The organism is Mesorhizobium sp. ORM8.1 (genome assembly GCF_053005525.2).
In genome coordinates this window covers 3,559,930-3,579,898 of the sequence record NZ_CM132600.1, presented here as the reverse complement: position 1 = coordinate 3,579,898, position 19,969 = coordinate 3,559,930, and the positions used below count along the sequence as shown (strand labels likewise).

Sequence of the window (19,969 nt, the reverse complement as noted above, 5' to 3'; positions counted from 1 at the left end):
TTTCACAGAAGCGGCGAACTGCGCGGGTTTTTACGTCACAGGATTCTGGGAGCGTCTCGCGGGAGGATTGTTTAAGGCCAGCACGACCGCCGGCAAACAATCACCAGATCCAGTCGCCTTTGCCCAGCACCGAAACAGCCTCGACGATCCGGCTGAAGCTGGCGCGCGCCCGGCCGACCGTGTGCCGGGCCCTCAGATAGCCATGCACCAGGCCGGGCTCTTCGAACCAATAAGCGCGCCCGCCGGCGGCAAGCACGTGGTCGCGATAGGCCTCGCCGTCGGAAGACAGCGGATCGCACTCGGCGGTGATCAGCATCGTCGGCGGCAGATTGGCGAAGTCGGCATCGGCCAGCGGGTAGAGTGTGATGTCGCCCGTAAGGTCGACGCCGCCGGTGCGGATATGCTTGTAGAATTCGAGGTCGCGCACCGTCAGCATCGGCGCTTCCGCATGCCTGAGGTACGAGCCCTTGGAACGGTCGCCGCCAAGACCGGGATAGATCAGCACCTGGCCGCTCGATTTTTTCGCATGGCCGCGTGTCGCGTGGGCAACGGCGGCGCAGAGATTGCCGCCGGCGCTGTCGCCGCAAAGCACGACAGGGCAGTCATAAGTCTTGGCAGCCCATTCGAAGGCGGCGAGCGCATCGTCGAAGGCCGCCGGATGCAGATGCTCCGGCGCCAGCCGGTAATCGACCGAGACCACCTCGTAGCCGGTGCGCGCGCAAAGCTCGGCGCAGACGTCGTCATGGCTGTCCAGCCCGCCCAGGATGAAGCCGCCGCCATGGATGTAGAGCACCATGGCAGCCTTGCTCGGCGCGGCATTGCGATAGATGCGGATCGGGATGCTGTTCGTCGTCGCGGCGATCGCAGTCGTTTCTGCAGCTACATCCTGCGGATAGCCGGCAAAGAACTCGCGGCACATGCGATCATAGATCGCGCGCTGCTGGGAGATGGTGTAGTCGATCGTATCCGGCGGATAATAGGAGTTGGTCTTCTCGATGAAGGCCCAGGTTTCGGCGTCGATCAGGGTTTTGTAGTCGGTCATATCGGATGACCAACTTTAGATGGTGGCGCCAAGGCCCCCTCTCTGTCCTGCCGGACATCTCCCCCTCAAGGGGGAGATCAGATGTCGCGACCGCTTTCGCCAATCTCCTGCGTTACAAGACGAGCGCAGAGCTCGAAGCTGCCAATCTCCCCCTTGAGGGGGAGATGCCCGGCAGGGCAGAGGGGGTGCCTCGCGCCGTCATCTCCGCAGAGTCATTTGCCCTTCCACACCGGGTCGCGCTTCTCCGCGAACGCCCGGAACCCCTCCATATTGTCTTCCGACCCGTAGAGCGCATCGACCGTCGCCAGCTGCCGGCGCGTCACGCGGTTCATCGCGTCCTGGAAGGTCAGCGATTCCGCAACCCGCGCCGTCTCCTTGATCGCGGCGAAGACCAGCGGCGGGCCGCTGGCGAGCAGCCGGGCGATCTCCCAGACGCGGTCTTCGAGTTTCTCCTTGGGCAGCACTTCGTTGACCAGGCCCCAGCGATGCGCCTCGGCGACATCCATCCAGCGGCCGGTGAGCAAAAGGTCCATGGCGACATGGTAGGGGATGCGCTTCGGCAGCTTGATCGTCGCGGCATCGGCCAGCGTGCCGGCGCGGATTTCGGGCAGCGCGAAGGAGGAGTGGTCGGAAGCGAAGATGAGGTCGCAGGACAGCGCCAGTTCGAAGCCGCCGCCCACCGCCATGCCGTTGACGCAGGCGATCACCGGTTTGTTCAGGTCGCGCAATTCCTGCAGCCCGGCAAAGCCGCCGACGCCGTAATCGCCGTCGACCGCGTCACCGCCCGCCGCTGCCTTGAGGTCCCAGCCGGCGCAGAAGAACTTGTCGCCGGCGGTCTTGACGATGGCGACGCGCAGCTCCGGATCGTCGCGGAATGCCTTGAAGGTCTCACCCATCTGCCGCGAGGTCTTCAGGTCGATGGCGTTGGCCTTCGGCCGATCGAGCGTAACTTCGAGGATCGTGCCTTCGCGGCGGGTGGTGATGACGTCAGCCATTCTTCTTTTCTCCAAGCACCATCAGGGCGTCCGCGATCCAGGCGCCCTTGCCCTCGGCGCAGACGATCAGCGGGTTGATGTCGAGTTCCTCGATCTCGCCGGCGTTCTTCTGCACGAAAGCGGCAATGCCGGCGATGGCGTCGATGGCGGCGGCGACATCGGCCTTCGGCCGGCCGCGATAGCCATCGAGCAGCGGATAGAGCTTCAATCCACGCAGTGCCGCCTCGATGTCGTCGCGGGTCGCCGGCAGCATCAGGGTGACGCTGTCGCGCAACAGCTCGACCAGCACGCCGCCTGTGCCCAGCGTCATGACAGCGCCGAACATCGGGTCGCGGGTGGAGCCAACGATCAGCTCGGCGACGCCGTCGCGCACCATGCGCTCGACATAGAGCCCGGTGCCGAGCGGCAACAGATCATGCGCCGCGGTGCTGACGGATTCGGCGTCCTTGAGGTTGAGCCTGACGGCGCCGACCTCGGACTTATGGGTGACACCCAGCGCCTTCAGCGCCACCGGGAAGCCGAGCGCCATCGACGAGATCACCGCCTCGACGGCATTGGCGGCGCGTTCTGCCTTCGGCACCGGCAGGCCGGCCTCGATCAGCCGCGCCTTGGCTTCGGCCTCGTCTGGGGTCACATGGTCGCCTCCGGCAGCGCCGGCGGCCGTCGTGTCGATCGGCTGCGCCTGCGGCTCGGCCCAGGCCCAGCCGATGAAGGCTGCGGCGCCTGCTGCGTCCATGGCCTCGGAAATGCCGAACAAGGGCACCATGCCGCGCGCCATCAGCTCGGCAGTGTATTCCTCCGGCAGGTTCTCCGGCAACGAGGAGACAATCGCGCCATGCGCCTTGTTGGTCTTCAGCGCCGATTCGAAGGCGCGCAGCGTCGCCCACCAGTCGGTGACCGAACAGCGGTCGGGGCGCGGGAAATCGAGCACCAGCATGTTCAAGTCGAAGCCGCCCGACACCATGGCGGTGAAGGTGGCGGTCATCGCCGGCTCGTTGTTCCAGATGAAGGTGTGGTAGTCCAACGGATTGGCGACCGCGACCAGCGGCCCGAGCGTCGATTTGACATGGGCGCGGTGCTTGCTCGTGAGCTCCGGGAAATTGACCCAGCGCCCCTCGGCGCTGTCGGCCATGACGGAGGCTTCGCCGCCCGAACAGCTCATCGACGACAGCCGGTAGCCGGGCAGCGGCCCGGTGACATGCAGCAGCTTCAGCGCCTCGATGAAGGCGGGAATAGAATCGACGCGCGCTATCCCGAGCCTTCGCAGGAAAGCACCGGAGGCCGCATCCGAACCGGCGAGCGATGCGGTGTGCGAGACCGTCGCCTGTCGGGCCTGCTCCGAGCGGCCGACCTTCATGGCGATGATCGGCTTCTTCAGCTCGCGTGCCCGTGCAGCCAATCTCTCGAAGCCGGCTACGGAATCGAAAGCTTCGATGTGCAGGCCGAGCGAGGTGACGCGCTCGTCCTCGATCAGGCCGAGCGCCATTTCGGACAGGCCGGTCTGCGCCTGGTTGCCGGCGGTCATCAGGAAGGCGATCGGCAGGCCGCGCTTCTGCATCGTCATGTTGATGGCGATGTTGGACGACTGGGTGATGATGGCGACGCCCTTGCCGCCTTCCTCCAGCCTGATGCCGCCGTGCTGGTCGGGCCACATTAGCGCGCCGTCGGCATAGTTGATCAGGCCGTAGCAGTTCGGTCCGATGATCGGCATCTGACCGGCGGCCGCGACCAGCTCGGCCTGCAGCCGCTCGCCATCCTCGTCATAGGCTTCGGTCTCCAGGAAGCCGGCGGCGAAGCAGACGGCGCCGCCGGCACCACGTTCGGCCAGCGCCTTGATCACCTCGATGGTCAGGTGTCGGTTGACGCCGACAAAGGCGGCATCCGGCGCGCCGGGCAATTCGGCGACCGAGCGGTAGGCCTTGCGCCCGGCGACCTCGTCCTTGGTCGGGTGCACCGGCCAGATTTCGCCGGCAAAGCCCATCTTGATCGATTGCGCAACGACGGCGGCGGCTTGCGCCCCGCCGAACACGGCGATCGATTTCGGGCGCAGGAGACGTTCAAGCTTATGCATATTCCCGTCTTTTCTTGTTTTGATGCATGTCGTTTCCGCAAAACCGCTTCGCGCCCTTGGGTGGCATGCATTAGGCCCCGAACGGCGCAGCAGCGCCCGCGAAATGATGTGGCGCTGGATTTCCGACGTGCCTTCCCAGATCCGCTCGACGCGGGCGTCGCGCCAGATCCGCTCCAGCGGCAGGTCGTCCATCAGCCCCATTCCGCCATGGATCTGGATGGCTTCGTCGGCGACGAAAGCCAGCATTTCGGTGGCCTTCAGCTTGGCCATCGCCATATCCTGATCCGTGACGGTGCCCTGATCGTACTTCCAGCCGGCTTCGAACACCATCAGGTCCGCCGCCTTCAATTCGGTCGCCATGTCGGCGAGCTTGAACGACACGCCCTGGAATTTACCGATCTGCTGGCCGAACTGCTGGCGCTGCGCGGAATATTCGATGGCATGCGACAGCGCGCGCTCGGCACGGCCGAGGCAAGTGGCGCCAACCTGCAGGCGCGTGGCGCCGAGCCACGAGTTGGCGACGTCGAAGCCCTTGTGCACCTCACCGAGCACCTGGCTTGCCGGCAAGCGGCAGTCGTCGAACTCGAGGATCGCGTTGGTGTAGCCGCGATGCGAGACGTTGCGGTAGCCGTCGCGCACCGAAAAACCCTTGGTGCCCTTGTCGACGAAGAAGGCGGTGATCTTCTTGCGCTTGCCGCGCGACGTTTCTTCCTCGCCCGAAGCCATGAAACAAATCGCGAAATCGGCTAGGTCGGCATGCGATATAAAGTGCTTGGTGCCGTTGAGCACCCAGTCGTCGCCATCCTGCACGGCGGTTGCCTTCATGCCGCGCAAATCCGAGCCGGCACCTGGCTCGGTCATCGCCAGGCAGTCCCACTTCTCGCCACGGATGCAGGGGAAAAGATACTTTTCACGCTGCTCCGGCGTGCCGGCAAGCAGGATGTTGGAAGGCCGCGCCACGCAGGTCCAGTGCAGCGCGTAATTGGCGCGGCCAAGTTCCTTCTCGTAGAGCAGCCAGCTCACCGTATCGAGGCCGGCGCCGCCGACATCGGCCGGCATGTTGGCCGCGTAAAGCCCGGCCTCGATCGCCTTGGCCTTCAACTCCTCGATCAGCTCGCGGCGCAGCACGCCGGTGCGCTCCACCTCGCGTTCATGCGGATAAAGCTCGTTCTCGACGAAGGCGCGCGTCGTCTCGACGATGAGTTTTTGTTCTTCCGAGAGACCGAAATCCATCGCCTCAGCCCTTCTTCTTGCCGCTCTTTTTCTTTGGCTTCTCGACCTTCACGGCCTTTGCCGGCTTCGCCGCTTTCTTCGCCGGCTTGGCGGCTTTTGCAGCCTTGGCTGCAGGCTTCGCCGCCAGCTTGGCCAGCTGCTTGGTATAGTCCTTGTGCAGCGCGCCGGCGCCCCAGCCCTTGCCCTTGTTCTGCTTCGACAGCGCGTCCATGATCGCGACCAGATTGTCGTCGCGGATACGTTCCAGCTCGCGGATCGACAAGCCATGCGCCTGCTCGTCCGACTGCGTGGCGATCAGGTCGACCAGCTCGTCGTTGAACTCCGGCACGTCCATCAGCTTGGTCCACGGCCATTTCAGGCACGGACCGAACTGTGCCATGAAGTGGCGCATGCCGGCTTCGCCGCCGGCGACACGGTATACCTGGAACATGCCCATCTGCGCCCAGCGCAGGCCGAAGGAATAACACATGATGTCGTCGAGTTCCTCGACGGTGCAGATGCCGTCCTTGACCAGCCACAGCGCCTCGCGCCAGGCGGCCTCGAGCAAGCGGTCACCGACGAAAGCCTCGATCTCCTTGCGCACCACCACCGGCTTCATGCCGATCGAGGCATAGAGCTCCTTGGCGACTTCGATCGCCTCGGGGAAAGTCTGCTCGCCGCCGACGATCTCGACCAGCGGCAACAAATAGACCGGGTTGAACGGATGACCGACGACCAGCCGCTCCGGATGCTTCTTCATCGCCACCTGCATGTCGGTCGGCTTGATGCCGGAGGTAGAGGAACCAACGATGGCGTTGGCCGGCGCATGGGTATCGATCTCGGCCAGCACCTTGTGCTTGAGGTCGAGCCGTTCCGGCACGCTTTCCTGGATGAAGTCGGCATCGGCCACCGCTTCGGCGATCGTCTTGGCGAAGGTCAGCTTGCCTTCCTTGGGCAGGCCGCCGGGGACCATCTGCTTGTAGGCACGGCGCGCGCCCTTCATCACTTCCGAGACCTTGCGCGACGCTTCCGGATCAGGATCGAAGATCGACACATCGATCCCGTTGAGCAGAAGCCGCGCTACCCAGCCGGCGCCGATGACACCGCCGCCGATGGCGGCCGCCTTGTTGATGATGCTCATGGTCAGGCTCCGGTTCTTGTCTTGGCTGTTTCGGGATCGATGAGGGCCACGCGCTCGCCGGCGCGGATCACCGCCGGGTCATAGGCCTTGCGGGCGAAGACTTCGAGCACGAAGGGCCGGAAGAACTCGATTGGCAGCGTCTCGTAATCGGGGTCGAAGCTCGACTGGTCCCAGCGCTCGCAGAACTGGTCGCAATCGTCGAAATAGAGGTGGCCGGCAAAGCGGTCGCGGGCATGCCGGTTACCACCGAGATGATGCGCGTAATAGAGCCGCTGGAAGTCGCCGTGCTTCTCCACCACCCAGGTGCATTGCTCGCGCACGAAGGGTTTCAGGATCGAAGCGGCGTATTCGTCGTGATTGTAGGGCGCATAGATGTCGCCGATATCGTGCAGCAGGGCGCAGGCGATCCAGTCGGTATCGGCGCCGTCGCGCCAGGCGCGCGTCGCCGCCTGCAACGAATGGCCGAGCCGGCTGATCTTGTAGCCCGACAGGCCCTCGTCGAGCTGCACCAGCGCGTCGAGCAGCCGATCGCCGGTCTTGGCGGCATAGTCGATCTCGTGGGCGGTCAGGAATTCGTAGTCTTGCCTGTCGCCATCCTTCATGGCGGTGAATTTGACGGTATCAGCCATCGCCAGCTCCCATCTCTTGTTTGAGCATGATCTTGTCCGAACCGAAGGTCAGCGAAGCAAAAACCGGTTCCCACTCATGCTCTATGCCGCGGCCGCGATCGGTGCCCGCTTGGTCAGGTTGAGCTTCTTGCGCACTTCCTCGGGTCCGAGGATCCTGGCGCCGAGATTGGTGACGATGCTTGCGGCGCGTTCGACCAGCTGGGCGTTGGTCGCCAGCACACCCTTGTCGAGCCACAGATTGTCTTCCAGGCCGACGCGCACATTGCCGCCGGCGAGCACGGCCGCCGCGGCATAGGCCATCTGATTGCGGCCGATCGAGAAGGCCGACCAGTTCCAGGTCGACGGCACGTTGTTGACCATCGCCATGAAGGTGTTGAGGTCGTCCGGAGCGCCCCACGGCACGCCCATGCAGAGCTGTACCAGCGCGTCGGGGTCGAGCACCTTTTCCTCGACCAGCTGCTTGGCGAACCACAGATGGCCGGTGTCGAAGGCCTCGATCTCAGGCTTGACGCCCAGCGCCGTCATCATGCCGCCCATGGCGCGCAGCATGCCGGGCGTGTTGGTCATCACATAATCGGCCTCGTTGAAGTTCATCGTGCCGCAATCAAGCGTGCAGATCTCCGGCAGGCACTGGCGCACATGTTCCATGCGGTTGGTGGCGCCGCCCATGTCGGTGCCTTTGTCATTGAGCGGCAGCGGCGCTTCCGGCGAACCGAACACCATGTCGCCACCCATGCCGGCGGTCAGGTTCAGGATGACGTCGACTTCTGCCGCACGGATGCGCTCGGTCACTTCGCGGTAGAGATGGACGTCGCGACGCGGCTTGCCGGTCTCGGGGTCGCGGACATGACAGTGGACGATTGCCGCACCGGCTTTGGCGGCATCGATCGCCGAATCGGCGATCTGCTTGGGCGAGCGCGGCACATGCGGCGACCGGTCCTGCGTGCCGCCGGAGCCGGTGACGGCACAGGTAATGAAAACCTCACGGTTCATCGCAAGCGGCATGAAACTCTCCTCCCAGTCGGAAACAGAGCACAGCATTGCGCGACTTGCGGGGAACTGTTTTGCGTTTTACGAAGAAGGTATGACTAAAAACGAAAAACCGACAATCTTTCGCCCCGAGCAGTCGCCACTCAGAGTGACGCTGCTGGTGTTTTCCGGGGCATCCATCATGTGCGTGGCGTGCACCGTCGATCCGCTGCGTGCCGCCAATCGCATCGCCGGCGAAACCCTGTTCGACTTCAAGCTGGTTTCGGTGACCGGGGAAGCGCCGGTCACGACATGCGGCCTGCCGGTGGCGGTCAGCGGCCGGTTCGACGCGACGGAACCAACCGATGTCCTGATCGTGGTCGCGGGCTTCGGCACGCAGAACTATGCCACGTCGGCGCTGCTTGCCGGCCTGCGCCGGGCGGCACGGTCGGCGCGCGCCTGCGGCGGCGTCGAGGCCGGCACATGGCTGGTGGCGCGCGCCGGTCTGCTGGAAGGGCGCAGCGCCACCACCCACTGGGAGGACATGGAGGATTTCTCGTCGGCCTTTCCGGGCGTCGACGTACGCCCCGATCGATACATCATCGATGGGCCGGTCTTCACCACGGGCGGTGCGTCGCCGACCCTGGACCTGATGCTGCACCTGATCCGCACCCGGCTCGGCATGGCCGTGGCGCTCGACGTGGCAAGCGCGTTCATCTACGACCAGGCGCGCGTGGCGACCGATGCGCAGCCGCTGGTCTCGCTTGGCCGGCTCGATGGCTACGATCCACGCCTGGGGCAAGCCGTCCGGCTGATGGAAGCGCATGTCGACCAGCCGCTGACCATAGAAGCCATCGCAAAGCGTGCCGGCGTGACGGCGCGCACCCTGGAAAGCATCTTTCGCAAGTCGATCGGCGAGACGCCGGGCGCCTATTATCTGAGACTGCGCCTGGGCGCGGCGCGCCGGCTGGTGGTCGACACGCGGGTGGCCATGGCGGATATTGCCGGGCGGACGGGGTTCTCGTCCGCCGCGGCATTTTCCAGAGCGTTTTCCAGAGCGTTCGGCGAAGCCCCGGTCAGGCTGCGGCGCGGCTGATTATCCAGTCCGTCGCGGCGGCGAGGTCGTCGACAAGTGCCGTGGGTGGCGGATCGAAGTGCGTTTCGTCGTCCGGGCGATACTTGCCGGTCCGCACGAGCAGCGCCGCGCCAAGCCCGGCGTTGAGCGCGCCGGCGACATCGCTTTCCGCGTCGTCGCCGACCATGACCGCGTCGGCTGCCGGGCAGTTCAAACCGGCAAGCGCCGAAAGAAAGAAATCCGGCGACGGCTTGCCGAGCACGACAGGGCCACGCCCGCTGGCGAATTCCAGCGCCGCAACGAACGCGCCGGTGTCGAGGCTGAGCAGGCCGTCGGCATCCTTGAAGGTACGGTTGATGGCCAAAGCCAGGAAATCGGCACCGGCTACCAGCTCGCGGAAAGCGCGGTTGAGGCTGGCATGGTTGAAAGATTCGCCGGCATCGCCGACGACGACAGCACGCCCGCTCCCGCCCTCCAGCCCGGAGAACTCGACCTCGAGGTCGGGGTGGACGAGCAGATGCGGCTGGCGGCCATGTCTGCGCAGCCATTCGACCGCGGCGCGCGCCGGCGTGAGCAATTCCTCGTCCGCTACCTTGATGCCCATCCCGGCAAGCTGCGCGATGATCGCGCTGCGTGGCGAGCGTGTCGTGTTGCTGACGAAGCGGAGCGGCAGGCCGGCGGCGCGCAGGCGGTCGATGGCCGCCACAGCGCCGGCTATCGGGGTGTCGCCGTCATAGACGACACCCAGAAGATCCAGGAGCACCGCGCGTATCATCGATGCAGGATGGAGAAACAGTCTCCGTTCGTCAAACCAAGGAAGAATCAGGTCGCGGAAGAATCAGGCTGCGTCGCGATCTGCGCCGACGATGCGTGAGCGCATGCTCCTGGCAAGTGCTGTTTCGAGCCGCGCGGCGACCGCGCGATCCCATTCATTTGTCTTGCGGGCGCCGTCCTTCGGATTAGGCAGCGCCATCAGTCGATCGATGATCGAACCAGCCTCGCTGGGAGAGAGCAGGGCGTCGATTTCGCGTTCGTGCTGCATACGTTTCGCCTCCTTCTTTCCTTCCCGCCACATGGCCATACTATAGGAAGTCCGTGACGGCTGTTTGAAGGCAAGAGCTGGGCGATTGATGGGCAGCGCGAGGCAAAACCTTGTCATGCGGTTTCACCCCGCGCGGAGTGCAATTTCAGGCTCGACGTCTCCCGATTGGGGCGCTGCAGGAGGCCTCAAACATACCTGTTGACGATGTTTTCCAGTAGTTCCTGACGGCCGGAGCGCGGCTGCGGTTCGATCTTCTTCTTCACCACGCGCTCGGCGATCTCCTCCAGCGTGCGCTTGCCGGAAAGCATCGCTTTGGCTTCGGCCGTGTTCCAGCCGGCATAGCGCTCGGCGAGCGGGCCGGACAAGGCCTTGTCCTCGACCATCTTCGCCGCCGCCTTGAGGCCGCGCGCGCAAGAATCCATGCCGCCGATATGGCCGATCAAGAGGTCCTCCGGATCGAGCGACTGGCGCCTGAGCTTGGCATCGAAATTGGTGCCGCCGGTCTTGAAGCCGCCGGCCTGCAGGACCTGGTAATAGGCCAGGGCCATTTCCGGCACATTGTTGGGGAACTGGTCGGTGTCCCAGCCCGACTGGTAGTCGTTGCGGTTCATGTCGATCGAACCGAAGACGCCCAAGGCATTGGCCAGCGCCAGCTCGTGCTCGAACGAATGGCCGGCGAGGATGGCGTGGCCCTGCTCGATGTTGAGTTTTACTTCCTTCTCCAGCCCGAAGCGCTTGAGGAAGCCGTAGACGGTGGCGACATCGTAATCATACTGGTGCTTGGTCGGCTCCTGCGGCTTCGGCTCGATCAGGATCGTGCCCTTGAAGCCTATTTTGTGCTTGTAGTCGACGACGAGGTTGAGGAAGCGGCCGGCCTGTTCCTGCTCGCGGCCAAGGTCGGTGTTGAGCAGCGTCTCATAGCCCTCGCGCCCGCCCCACAGCACGTAGTTCTCGCCCTTCAATCGTTTGGTGACATCGATGCAGCTCTTCACCGTCGCCGCCGCATAGGCGAACACATCCGGATCGGGATTGGTGGCGGCGCCCGACATGAAGCGGCGGTTGGAGAACAGGTTCGCCGTGCCCCAGAGCAGCTTGACACCGGTCTGCTTCATCTTGCCCGCGAAGTAATCGGCGATTTCGTCCAGGCGGGCGGCACTTTCGGAGAAATCCTTGCCTTCGGGGCGAACATCGGCGTCGTGGAAGCAGAAATAGGGCGCACCGAGCAGCGAGAACATCTCGAAGGCGACATCGGCCTTCAGTTTCGCCAGCTCCATCGTGTCGATGCCGCCGGCCTTGGGGAACCAGGGACGGTCGAAGGTCTGGCCGCCGAAGGGATCGCCGCCCGGCCAGGCGAAGGAATGCCAGTAGGCAACGGCGAAGCGCAGATGGTCCTCCAGCCGCTTGCCGGCCACGACCTCGTCGGGATTGTAGAACCGGTAGGCCAGCGGATTGGTCGAATCCGGCCCCTCATATTTGATTGTCTTGATGTCGCCGAAAAATCCGCTGCTCATCGTGTTCCTTCCTCTCACTCGGCCCGATTACCTCAGGCGTAATTGGTTTGGCTCTTTCGTCGGGCGAAAAGGGTCATGTCGAAACGATCCAACGAAGGATGAAAGAAATGACCGACCTCAACACGATCGCCCGCAATTACATCACCGCCTGGAACGAGAGCGATGCGACCCGCCGCAAGGCGCTGCTCGATACGGCTTTCACCAGCGACGCCAGCTACCGCGACCCGGTCATGCAGGGCGATGGCCACGACGGCATCGCAGCACTTATCGACGGCGTGCAGCAGCGCTTCGCCGGCTTCCGTTTCTCGCTGAAGGGCACGCCGGACGGGTTTGGCGACAGCATCCGCTTCTCGTGGACCCTTGGGCCGGAAGGTAGTGAATCCTTCATCGAAGGCACCGACATCGGCGTCATCGAAAACGGCCGCCTCAAGAGCGTCACCGGCTTCTTCGACAAAGTGCCGGCGCAGTGAGGCTAACTGGGGAGGTGGGGTGCTAGGCCCCCCTCTCTGGCCTGCCGGCCATCTCCCCCTCAAGGGGGGAGATTGGCAGCTTTGGCGCCGCCGCGCTTTTTTCAACGCTGGCGATTGGCGAAGGTCCGCGTGACGATCAATCTCCCCCTTGAGGGGGAGATGTCCGGTAGGACAGAGAGGGGGGCCTCGCGCAAACTCACGCGGTTACAGCCCTGATCGCCGGATACAGCGCCCGGTAGCGTTGATAAGCATCCGCGTACGCTCCACCAAGCCCGGCCTCCGGCTCGATCGTCGCATCTGTCCGCGGCGTGGTGCACACCGCAAGCGGATCAGCGCCCGCCGCTGCGATCAGCCCAAGCCGCGCCGCGCCGAAGGCCGCGCCAAAGTCGCCGTCGGCGGGGATGGCGACCGGCACCTGCAGCGCCGTGGCGATCGCCTTCAGCCAGTAGCGCGAGCGCGAGCCGCCGCCGATCGCGGTAACGCGGGTCAGCGTCGTGCCGGCCTTCTTCAGCGCTTCCAGGCTATCGCGGAAGGCGAAGGCAACGCCTTCGAGCACGGCCTGTGTCAGCACGGCGCGGCTCGATTCATGCGCGAGGCCGGTGAACGAGCCGCGAATGGCGGAATCATTGTGCGGCGTGCGTTCGCCAGAGAGATAGGGCAGGAAGGAGACGCCCGTCGGCGCCTTGAGCGTGTCGCCAAGCTCGTGGGTCAGGTCGCCGGCGCTCTTGCCGGTGACCTCCGACAGCCAGTTGAGCGAATCGGTCGCCGACAGGATGACGCCCATCTGGTGCCAGGTGTTGGGCAGCGCATGACAGAAGGTGTGGACAGCGCTTTCCGGGTTGGGCAGGTAGGACGCATTAGCCGCAAACAACACGCCCGACGTGCCGAGCGACACGAAAGCATGGCCAGCGCCGACCGTGCCCATGCCGCAGGCCGAGGCGGCATTGTCACCGGCGCCGCCGGCAATCGGGATGCCGGCCGCAATGCCCCATTTCGATGCGAGCTCGCCACGCAAGCCACCGGCTTTGGCCGTGCCCTCGACCAGCGACGGCATGTGCTTCTCGTCGAGCGACGTCGCCGCGAGCAGCTCGGGTGACCAGCGGCGCTGGCCGACATCGAGCCATGAGGTGCCGGCCGAATCCGACATTTCGGAAATATGCTCGCCGGTCAGCCACAGCCGCAGATAGTCCTTGGGCAAAAGCACCTTGGCCACTTTGGCGAAGACAGCGGGTTCGTTGTTCTTCACCCAGGCGAGCTTCGGTGCGGTGAAGCCCGGGAAAACGATGTTGCCGGTCAGCTTGCGGAAGCGTGGATCGGCATCGAGCGCGGCGGCCTCGACATGGCTGCGCGTATCGTTCCATAGGATGCAGGGACGCAGCACTTTGTCTGCGGCATCGAGCAGGGTGGCGCCATGCATCTGGCCGGAAAGGCCGATGCCCTTGACCGCCGCCAGCTCTTTCGGATGCGACGTCTTGAGCTCGGCGATCGCCGCCTCGCATGCCTCGACCCAATGCGCCGGATCCTGCTCCGACCAGCCGGGATGCGGCCGCGAGACGTCGAGCGAGCCATGGCCGGAACCGATGACCTTCTGGTCTTCATCGATCAGCAGCGCCTTGACGCCCGAGGTGCCCAGGTCGAGGCCGAGATACATGATATCCTCCCATTGCCATTAATTTTTTCGGATCTCGAAAAAATCTGGCTCGCCAGTTTTTAGGACAAGATCCGTCTCGGGTCAATTCTCAGACAAATTGGCCGCGCGCCGCGAGAAGAGCGCTGACAGCGGGCTATCCGGCCGCGCAAGTTGGCGCTCGGCCGACAATGCCCGCGCCAATGCCGCGTCGCCGGCGCGCAACGCCGCCTCGATCAGCGTGAGATCAATGACGTCGCGTTGAGCATGGCTGCCGCCGAAGCGATGGGCGATCGAGCGGATCGGCCGGATCAGGCGCACCGTCTCGCTGTAGTTGCCCTCGCCAAAGGCCCTGATCGCCAACGTCAGCGGATGGCCGACATCCCTGGTGAAGGCGGCGTTGTCGTCATCGCCGCGCATCGCTTCGTGCTGGGCCTCGAGCAACGTCCTGGCCGGCGCCTCCAGTCCGGCGCCGACAAAGGCCATCATCGCATGGGCGTCGTTGAAGGCATAATTGCCGGCACCGGCCTTCGGCCAGTTGGCGGCAAGGCCTACCCAGCGGTCGCCGACATCGAAGCCGCCGAGATGAAGCCGCCACAGGATCGCCGAAGCGTCGACCATGTTGAGCGCCATCGTCGACGGTGTGCCGTAGATCGGCCCGTCATAAAGCTCAAGTACGTTGCCGGTCTCGCCGAGATCATAGTGAAACAGCGCCAGATGCCACCAATTGTGCACCTGCAGGAAACTGTCCCGCGTCCACGCTTCGGGATTGGTCCGCATCCATGCGATGCCATCCTTTTGCCGGCTCTGCATTTCCATGACATGGGCGACGGCATGCTGCGCCCAACCGTCGCGCGGCTCGATGTCGACTGCCTGCCGACCTAGCCTCTCGGCGCGCGCATAATCGCCCATTTCCTCCAACCCGAAGGCCTGCATGCCGAGAATGGCATGGTAGCCCGGCATATTCCTTTGCCAGGACGGCAGCGCGCGTCCAATGCGGTCGCGCAGCATGCGGGCGTTGCCGGTGAAGAAGTCGACCTGGTGTCCAGTCTGCAGCGCCACTGCGTCGAGCGGGAAGTCGATGGCGATGTCTTCGAGCAGACGCGAGGCCTCGTGCCAGCGTCCGGCGGCGAGATGGCCAAGCGCCGCGACATGCGCCTGCTCGCGCGCCGTGGCGGCAAGCGGCAGCGCCGCCTCGTGGCACGCCTTGGCCACTGCTGTCGCCTCGCGCTCGGTGGCGAGGCCGAACAGATAGCCCTTGAACACATGCGCCATGACGAAGCCCGGATCCGCCGCTATGGCGCGATCGACGGAAGCGACGGGGTCGCCGATGAAGCATTGCAACTCACGGACAGCCTGGCTGTAAGCCGTGAAACCGGCCTCCGTCGCGCCTGACAAGGTCAGGCCGAATGCGTCCATGACTGCCATGCCGGCCCTTCGGTGCTCTCAGAATTCCAGATGCACCGACAATCCTAGACATAGGCGGCCGCCACGCCAAGCGATGTCTCGGCCGACCGATATCGAAGCTCGTTCCGCCGCCTTCGCAGTTTATCAACCATGCAAGACAGATTAGGCTTTGTAAAAGCCGTCCAATTGTGTCTTCATTGCGGCGCCGGGTGGGGAGCTTGAAATCGCGAGTCGAGAGGGACGCGATGCGGCACCTGAAGAACAGACTTCCGAACAGTCATTTCGGAAGGGCGAAGGTAATTTTTGCTTTTGCCAGGCGAAAGACGCATCGCCAACATCCTTGCTTTATTAGCTTGCTTGCAAGTACAGCGATGGGATTGCTGTCCAGTTCCCCGGCCTTCGCCGCATGTGTGCTCGGCCCACCCGCGGGCAACACCGCTTATATCTGCGACAGCGGCAATTCTGGCGGCAGCCTTACCGACACCGATGGCGACAACACGCTGACCTTCCCCGCCGGCGGCACCGGGCAGGTGAGCGGCAACGTGACCTTCGGCGCCGGCACCGATCGCATCGACATGCAGTCCGGCGCCATCACCGGCGCTGTCGACCAGGGCGGCGGCGCCGACTTTTTCACCATCGGCGCCGGCACTGTCACCGGCAACGTCCAGCAAGGCGCCGGCATCGACGATTTCAACATGAGCGGCGGCCAGATCGGCTCGCTCAACCAGGGCGACGCGCTCGACACCTTCACCATGAGCGGCGGCCGCATCGTCGATTTCTTCGACGATGGCGACCGCGCCGTGATGACCGGCGGCCGCATCGGCCGCGTCAACATGAAGCTCGACAAGAACTACTTCAACATGTCCGGCGGCGTCATCGACCGCAACCTCGTCACCGGTTTCGACCAGGACACCATCATCCTCTCCGGCGGCACGATCGGCGGCAACATCAGCGTCAGCGGCGGTAACGACAGCGTGACGATCACCGGCGGCACCGTCGGCGGCGATGTGCTGATGAGCGTCGGCGCCGACAGTTTCGTCTGGGATGGCGGCGGCATCATCTATGGCAGCGTCGATCTCGGCGGCGACAACGACACCGCCAAGCTGAGCAACCTCACCAACGCCAATCTTGGCGGTGCCGATGCGATCACCGGTGGTGCAGGCACCGACACGCTGACCTTCGACAACGTCAAGCTGGATGGGATCGCCAGGCTCCAGAACTGGGAGACCATCAACGCCACCAACGACACCGAGCTGATGCTGGACGGCAATCTGGTGCTCGGCGACAGCGGGACGGGCACCGGATCGCTGAACGTCGATAAGGCAAGCACGCTCTATGGCGGCGGCTTCAACGCTTCGATCCAAGCCTTCACCGCGGGCCAACTGGCATCGGTCGTCAATGCCGGCCGCATCGACCTGACCAATGGCAGCACCGGCGCCACCGACCGGCTGACGATCAACGGCAACTATACCGGGCTCGGCGGCCTGCTGCTCATCCAGACCGAGCTCGGCGACGATTCCTCCGCGTCAGATCGGCTCGTCCTGTCCGGTGGCGCGGCCTCCGGCTCGACAGGCATAGCCGTCGTCAATGTCGGCGGCGCCGGCGCCCAGACTGCGGCTGACGGCATCATGGTCGTCCAAGCGACCAACGGCGCCACATCGTCCGCCAGCGCCTTCGCGCTCGATGCTCCGGTCGCGGCAGGCGCCTTCGAATATTACCTGTTCAAGGGCGGCGTCAGCGCCGGCAGCGAGGAGAACTGGTACCTGCGCTCGACGCTGACAACGCCGGCAACGCCGGCTGCCGCGCCCGGGGCGCTTGAGCCGGCGCCGGAGCCCGAACCAAAGCCGCCCCAGACCGAAGCGCCGCCGCCGCCGTCCGAATTGCCGCCGGTGCCGGCGCCGACCGATGGCGACATCAACAATCCGCCGGTCGATCCGACGCCGCCGGTGCAGGCCGGCGATCCGGAACCCGAGGCGCCTCCTGCTCCACCTGAGGCGCCACCGCCCGATCCGCCACCACCGCCGCCGCCCGTACCGACAGAGGTGCCCAATCTGCCGACACCCGCGCCGGGCGAACAGATCCTGCTCTACCGCATAGAGGTGCCGGTCTATTCGGCCGTGCCACCCGTCGCCCAGCATCTTGCGATGGCAACGCTCGGCACCTTCCACGAGCGCCGCGGCGAACAGGGCCTGTTGTCGTCCGACGCGGATCTGCAGCCGGCCTGGGGCCGCATCTTCGGCCAGGACGCCAAGATGGACTGGTCGGGAACCGTCTCGCCCTCCTTCGACGGCACGCTGTTCGGCTTCCAGGCCGGCTTCGACGCAATCGGCCGCGAAACCGCGTCAGGCGATGTCGACCGCGCCGGCCTGTTCATTGCCTATGCCAACATGAACGGCGACGTGCGTGGCCAGGCGCTCGGCCAGGATGATCTCGGCGTCGGCAAGATCGATCTCGGCGGCACCAGCGTCGGCGGTTATTGGACACGGCTAGGCAAGGGCGGCTGGTATCTCGATGGCGTGCTGATGGCGACCTTCTACAGCGGTTCGGCCACCTCGTCCCGCGACATTGGCATCGACGTCAAGGGCACCGGCGTCACCGCGTCGCTCGAGGGCGGCTACCCGATTGCGCTCGGGCAAGGCTGGACGCTGGAGCCGCAGGCGCAGCTCGTCTGGCAGCATGTCTCGCTCGACGATGCCAGGGACCGGTTCTCGTCCGTCTCCTTCGACTTAGACGATAGCGTGAACGGCAGGATCGGCCTCAGGCTGCAAGGCGAAACCGTGCTGAACGGCATCGCGTTGCAGCCGTATCTCAAGGCCAATCTCTGGCACGATTTCGGTGGCGCCGACCGTGTCGATTTCGAAGGCACCGACATCTCGACTGAAGGCAGATCGACATCGTTCGAATTCGGCGGCGGCGTGGTCGCCAAGGTCACCGACAAGGTCAGCATCTTCGCCACCGGCGACTACACAACCAATCTCGGCGGCGACAAGCGGCGTATCCTCGAAGGCAATCTCGGCATTAGTGTCAAATGGTGAGGCCGGTCGGTCTCACCATTTTTCCAGCAAGCCTCAGCTTCCCGAACGCATCGCCACCGTGGCGATGCCGGCGCCGACCAGCAGCGTGCCGCCGGTGCGGTTGAAGATGCGGATCGCTTTCGGATTGCGCACGATGGCGCGGGCGCGCGACGCGATCAGTGCGTAGCCGAAGGCATTGGCGAAGGCCAAAGTCAGGAAGGTCGTCTCGAAGATCAGCATCTGCGTCCAGAAATCGGCGTGCCGGTCGAGGAACTGCGGCAGGAAGGCGACGAAGAAGGTGATGCTCTTCGGGTTGAGCGCGGTGACCAGCCAGGCATGCGCCATCATCCTTGCCGCCGACACCGCGTCGGTGCGCGGCTCGGCTTTCAGCGCGCCGCCGGCGCGGAACAGCCTTATGCCGAGATAGATCAGGTAGCCGGCGCCGATCGCCTTCAGGATGGTGAACACGGTGGCCGAAGCCGCAAGCAGCGCGCCGATGCCCAGCATCGACAGCGTCATGGCGGTGAAGTCGCCAAGCGCGACGCCCACCGCCATCGGCAGCGCGGTGCGCCAGCCCTGGCCCAGCGCATAGGAGACGACCAGCAGGATCGTCGGGCCCGGGATGACAAGCAGGATGGAAGAGGCAGCGGCAAACGCGGCCCAGTTTTCGAAGGACATTTCCTTACTCCTTGAGCGCAAAGAAAAGGATAAATCCTGGGGTCGCCGAAATTGTAAAGAGGCCGTTGAAAAATCTTCAGGGACGGCTTCTTCCGGTCCGGCTGCGGCTTAACGGACGGTTAGGGTTAAGCCCAATCCGGCGCTTTCACGCTTTTTCAACCATGAATGACGAAAATGCATGCGATCCGGCCGGACTGTGCTTCCCGCCGGCAGCGTAGGGTTTGGGTAGATGCGTGAGTTGCCGCAAACGCCGCCGTCGAACGGCGAGATGATCGATACCGAAATTCAGCTTTCCCGCCGCGCCGTGCTTTCCGGCGTCGGCGCCATGGCGCTGCTCGGCATGGCCGGCTGCAGCACCACCGAGACGCTCGACCTGCCGCAAATGCAGCTCGACAACACCGTCACGGGTTCGGTGCCGCCCATGCGCCCGGCGATCAGCGTCGACAGGAACATCACCGGCCCCGACGTGATGTACGCCTCGCTCAGCGATGGCGGGTTCGAGGTGCCGGCGGTGCCCTATCAGAAGGTCAAGCCGCAGTTCCGCCGTCAGATCGTCGTCGACCAGACCGGCGAGGCTCCCGGCACCATCGTCGTCCATCTCAAGGAGCGCATGCTCTATCTGGTTCAGCCGGGCGGCGACGCCATCCGCTACGGCGTCGGCATCGGCAAGGACGGCTTCCGCTGGTCGGGCCGCGCCAACATCCAGTACGGCCGCCAATGGCCCGTATGGACGCCGCCGCCTGAAATGATCCAGCGCAAGCCGGAATTGGTGAAATGGCAGGGTGGCCAGCCCGGTGGCCTCACCAACCCGCTCGGCGCCCGGGCGCTCTATATTTATCAGGACGGCAGGGACACCGGCTACCGCATCCACGGCTCGCCGGAATGGTGGAGCATCGGCCAGGCGATGTCGTCGGGCTGCGTGCGCCTGATCAACCAGGATATCATCGATCTCTACAACCGTGTTTCGAAGCGAAATCCGGTCGTCGTCGTCTGATCCTCCATTGGTGGTGTTTCTCCCGTTGCGCGATGCCGCAAGACAGGCGAAGGTGCCCTGAAAACCTTCGCCTGGAGCCGGATGATTTCAGG

At 64.6% G+C, this 19,969-nt stretch carries 16 protein-coding genes and 1 pseudogene; 4 read left to right on the top strand and 13 right to left on the bottom strand.

What is annotated here, in order from left to right:
* Positions 1-100: 100 nt before the first annotated feature.
* From ACVDG8_RS17915 to ACVDG8_RS17885, 7 genes and pseudogenes are all read right to left on the bottom strand, one after another.
* Positions 101-1,042, bottom strand: coding sequence for an alpha/beta hydrolase (locus tag ACVDG8_RS17915; RefSeq protein WP_447255860.1), 942 nt, complete (start codon positions 1,040-1,042; stop codon positions 101-103).
* Positions 1,043-1,254: 212 nt separating this feature from the next.
* A complete protein-coding gene (locus ACVDG8_RS17910) occupies positions 1,255-2,037 on the bottom strand; it encodes a carnitinyl-CoA dehydratase (RefSeq protein WP_447255859.1) in 783 nt (260 codons plus the stop codon).
* Positions 2,030-4,108: an acetate--CoA ligase family protein gene (locus ACVDG8_RS17905; RefSeq protein WP_447255858.1), complete on the bottom strand. Its 2,079-nt coding sequence runs from the start codon at positions 4,106-4,108 to the stop codon at positions 2,030-2,032. The genes ACVDG8_RS17910 and ACVDG8_RS17905 overlap by 8 nt, the downstream gene beginning before the upstream one ends.
* Before the next feature lie 75 nt (positions 4,109-4,183).
* Positions 4,184-5,341: pseudogene (locus tag ACVDG8_RS17900) on the bottom strand (acyl-CoA dehydrogenase family protein); the annotation flags it as partial.
* 4 nt (positions 5,342-5,345) lie between these two features.
* Positions 5,346-6,461 carry a carnitine 3-dehydrogenase gene (locus tag ACVDG8_RS17895; protein ID WP_447255856.1) on the bottom strand — a complete coding sequence of 372 codons (1,116 nt, stop codon included), beginning with the start codon at positions 6,459-6,461 and terminating at the stop codon, positions 5,346-5,348.
* A 2-nt stretch (positions 6,462-6,463) separates the two neighbouring features.
* Entirely contained in the window at positions 6,464-7,090 is a 627-nt protein-coding gene (locus ACVDG8_RS17890) for an HD domain-containing protein (protein ID WP_447255855.1), read from the bottom strand.
* Between the two features lie 81 nt (positions 7,091-7,171).
* Positions 7,172-8,095 (bottom strand): 3-keto-5-aminohexanoate cleavage protein, encoded by a 924-nt coding sequence (locus ACVDG8_RS17885; protein ID WP_447255854.1) that lies wholly within the window; start codon positions 8,093-8,095, stop codon positions 7,172-7,174.
* A gap of 79 nt (positions 8,096-8,174) precedes the next feature.
* Between ACVDG8_RS17885 and ACVDG8_RS17880 the strand changes: the two genes are divergently transcribed.
* Positions 8,175-9,155, top strand: a complete 981-nt coding sequence (locus ACVDG8_RS17880) for a GlxA family transcriptional regulator (RefSeq protein WP_447255853.1) — start codon at positions 8,175-8,177, stop codon at positions 9,153-9,155.
* Here the strand turns inward: ACVDG8_RS17880 and ACVDG8_RS17875 are convergent.
* The 3 genes from ACVDG8_RS17875 to xylA all read right to left on the bottom strand — a co-directional run bounded on the left by ACVDG8_RS17875 (position 9,136) and on the right by xylA (position 11,687).
* Positions 9,136-9,897 (bottom strand): TIGR01458 family HAD-type hydrolase, encoded by a 762-nt coding sequence (locus tag ACVDG8_RS17875; RefSeq protein ID WP_447255852.1) that lies wholly within the window; start codon positions 9,895-9,897, stop codon positions 9,136-9,138. The genes ACVDG8_RS17880 and ACVDG8_RS17875 overlap by 20 nt on opposite strands.
* Before the next feature lie 75 nt (positions 9,898-9,972).
* Complete coding sequence (locus ACVDG8_RS17870) at positions 9,973-10,176, bottom strand: hypothetical protein (RefSeq protein ID WP_447255851.1); 204 nt, start codon at positions 10,174-10,176, stop codon at positions 9,973-9,975.
* A gap of 185 nt (positions 10,177-10,361) precedes the next feature.
* The gene (xylA, locus tag ACVDG8_RS17865; RefSeq protein ID WP_447255850.1) at positions 10,362-11,687 is read right to left on the bottom strand and encodes a xylose isomerase; all 1,326 of its coding nucleotides are present in this window, start codon (positions 11,685-11,687) and stop codon (positions 10,362-10,364) included.
* A 107-nt stretch (positions 11,688-11,794) separates the two neighbouring features.
* Between xylA and ACVDG8_RS17860 the strand changes: the two genes are divergently transcribed.
* Entirely contained in the window at positions 11,795-12,157 is a 363-nt protein-coding gene (locus ACVDG8_RS17860) for a nuclear transport factor 2 family protein (protein ID WP_447255849.1), read from the top strand.
* Between the two features lie 196 nt (positions 12,158-12,353).
* Here the strand turns inward: ACVDG8_RS17860 and xylB are convergent, their stop codons facing one another.
* Positions 12,354-13,808: a xylulokinase gene (gene xylB, locus ACVDG8_RS17855; protein WP_447255848.1), complete on the bottom strand. Its 1,455-nt coding sequence runs from the start codon at positions 13,806-13,808 to the stop codon at positions 12,354-12,356.
* Positions 13,809-13,889: 81 nt separating this feature from the next.
* A complete protein-coding gene (locus ACVDG8_RS17850; RefSeq protein WP_447255847.1) occupies positions 13,890-15,212 on the bottom strand; it encodes a tetratricopeptide repeat protein in 1,323 nt (440 codons plus the stop codon).
* A 350-nt stretch (positions 15,213-15,562) separates the two neighbouring features.
* On the opposite strand from ACVDG8_RS17850, the gene ACVDG8_RS17845 reads away from it, so the two are divergent.
* Positions 15,563-18,226 carry an autotransporter family protein gene (locus tag ACVDG8_RS17845; RefSeq protein ID WP_447255846.1) on the top strand — a complete coding sequence of 888 codons (2,664 nt, stop codon included), beginning with the start codon at positions 15,563-15,565 and terminating at the stop codon, positions 18,224-18,226.
* A 33-nt stretch (positions 18,227-18,259) separates the two neighbouring features.
* Here ACVDG8_RS17845 and ACVDG8_RS17840 read toward each other — a convergent pair whose 3' ends face one another.
* Positions 18,260-18,883, bottom strand: coding sequence for a LysE family translocator (locus ACVDG8_RS17840; RefSeq protein ID WP_447255845.1), 624 nt, complete (start codon positions 18,881-18,883; stop codon positions 18,260-18,262).
* A 229-nt stretch (positions 18,884-19,112) separates the two neighbouring features.
* On the opposite strand from ACVDG8_RS17840, the gene ACVDG8_RS17835 reads away from it, so the two are divergent.
* Positions 19,113-19,877, top strand: a complete 765-nt coding sequence (locus ACVDG8_RS17835; RefSeq protein WP_447255844.1) for a L,D-transpeptidase — start codon at positions 19,113-19,115, stop codon at positions 19,875-19,877.
* The last annotated feature ends 92 nt before the right edge of the window (positions 19,878-19,969 follow it).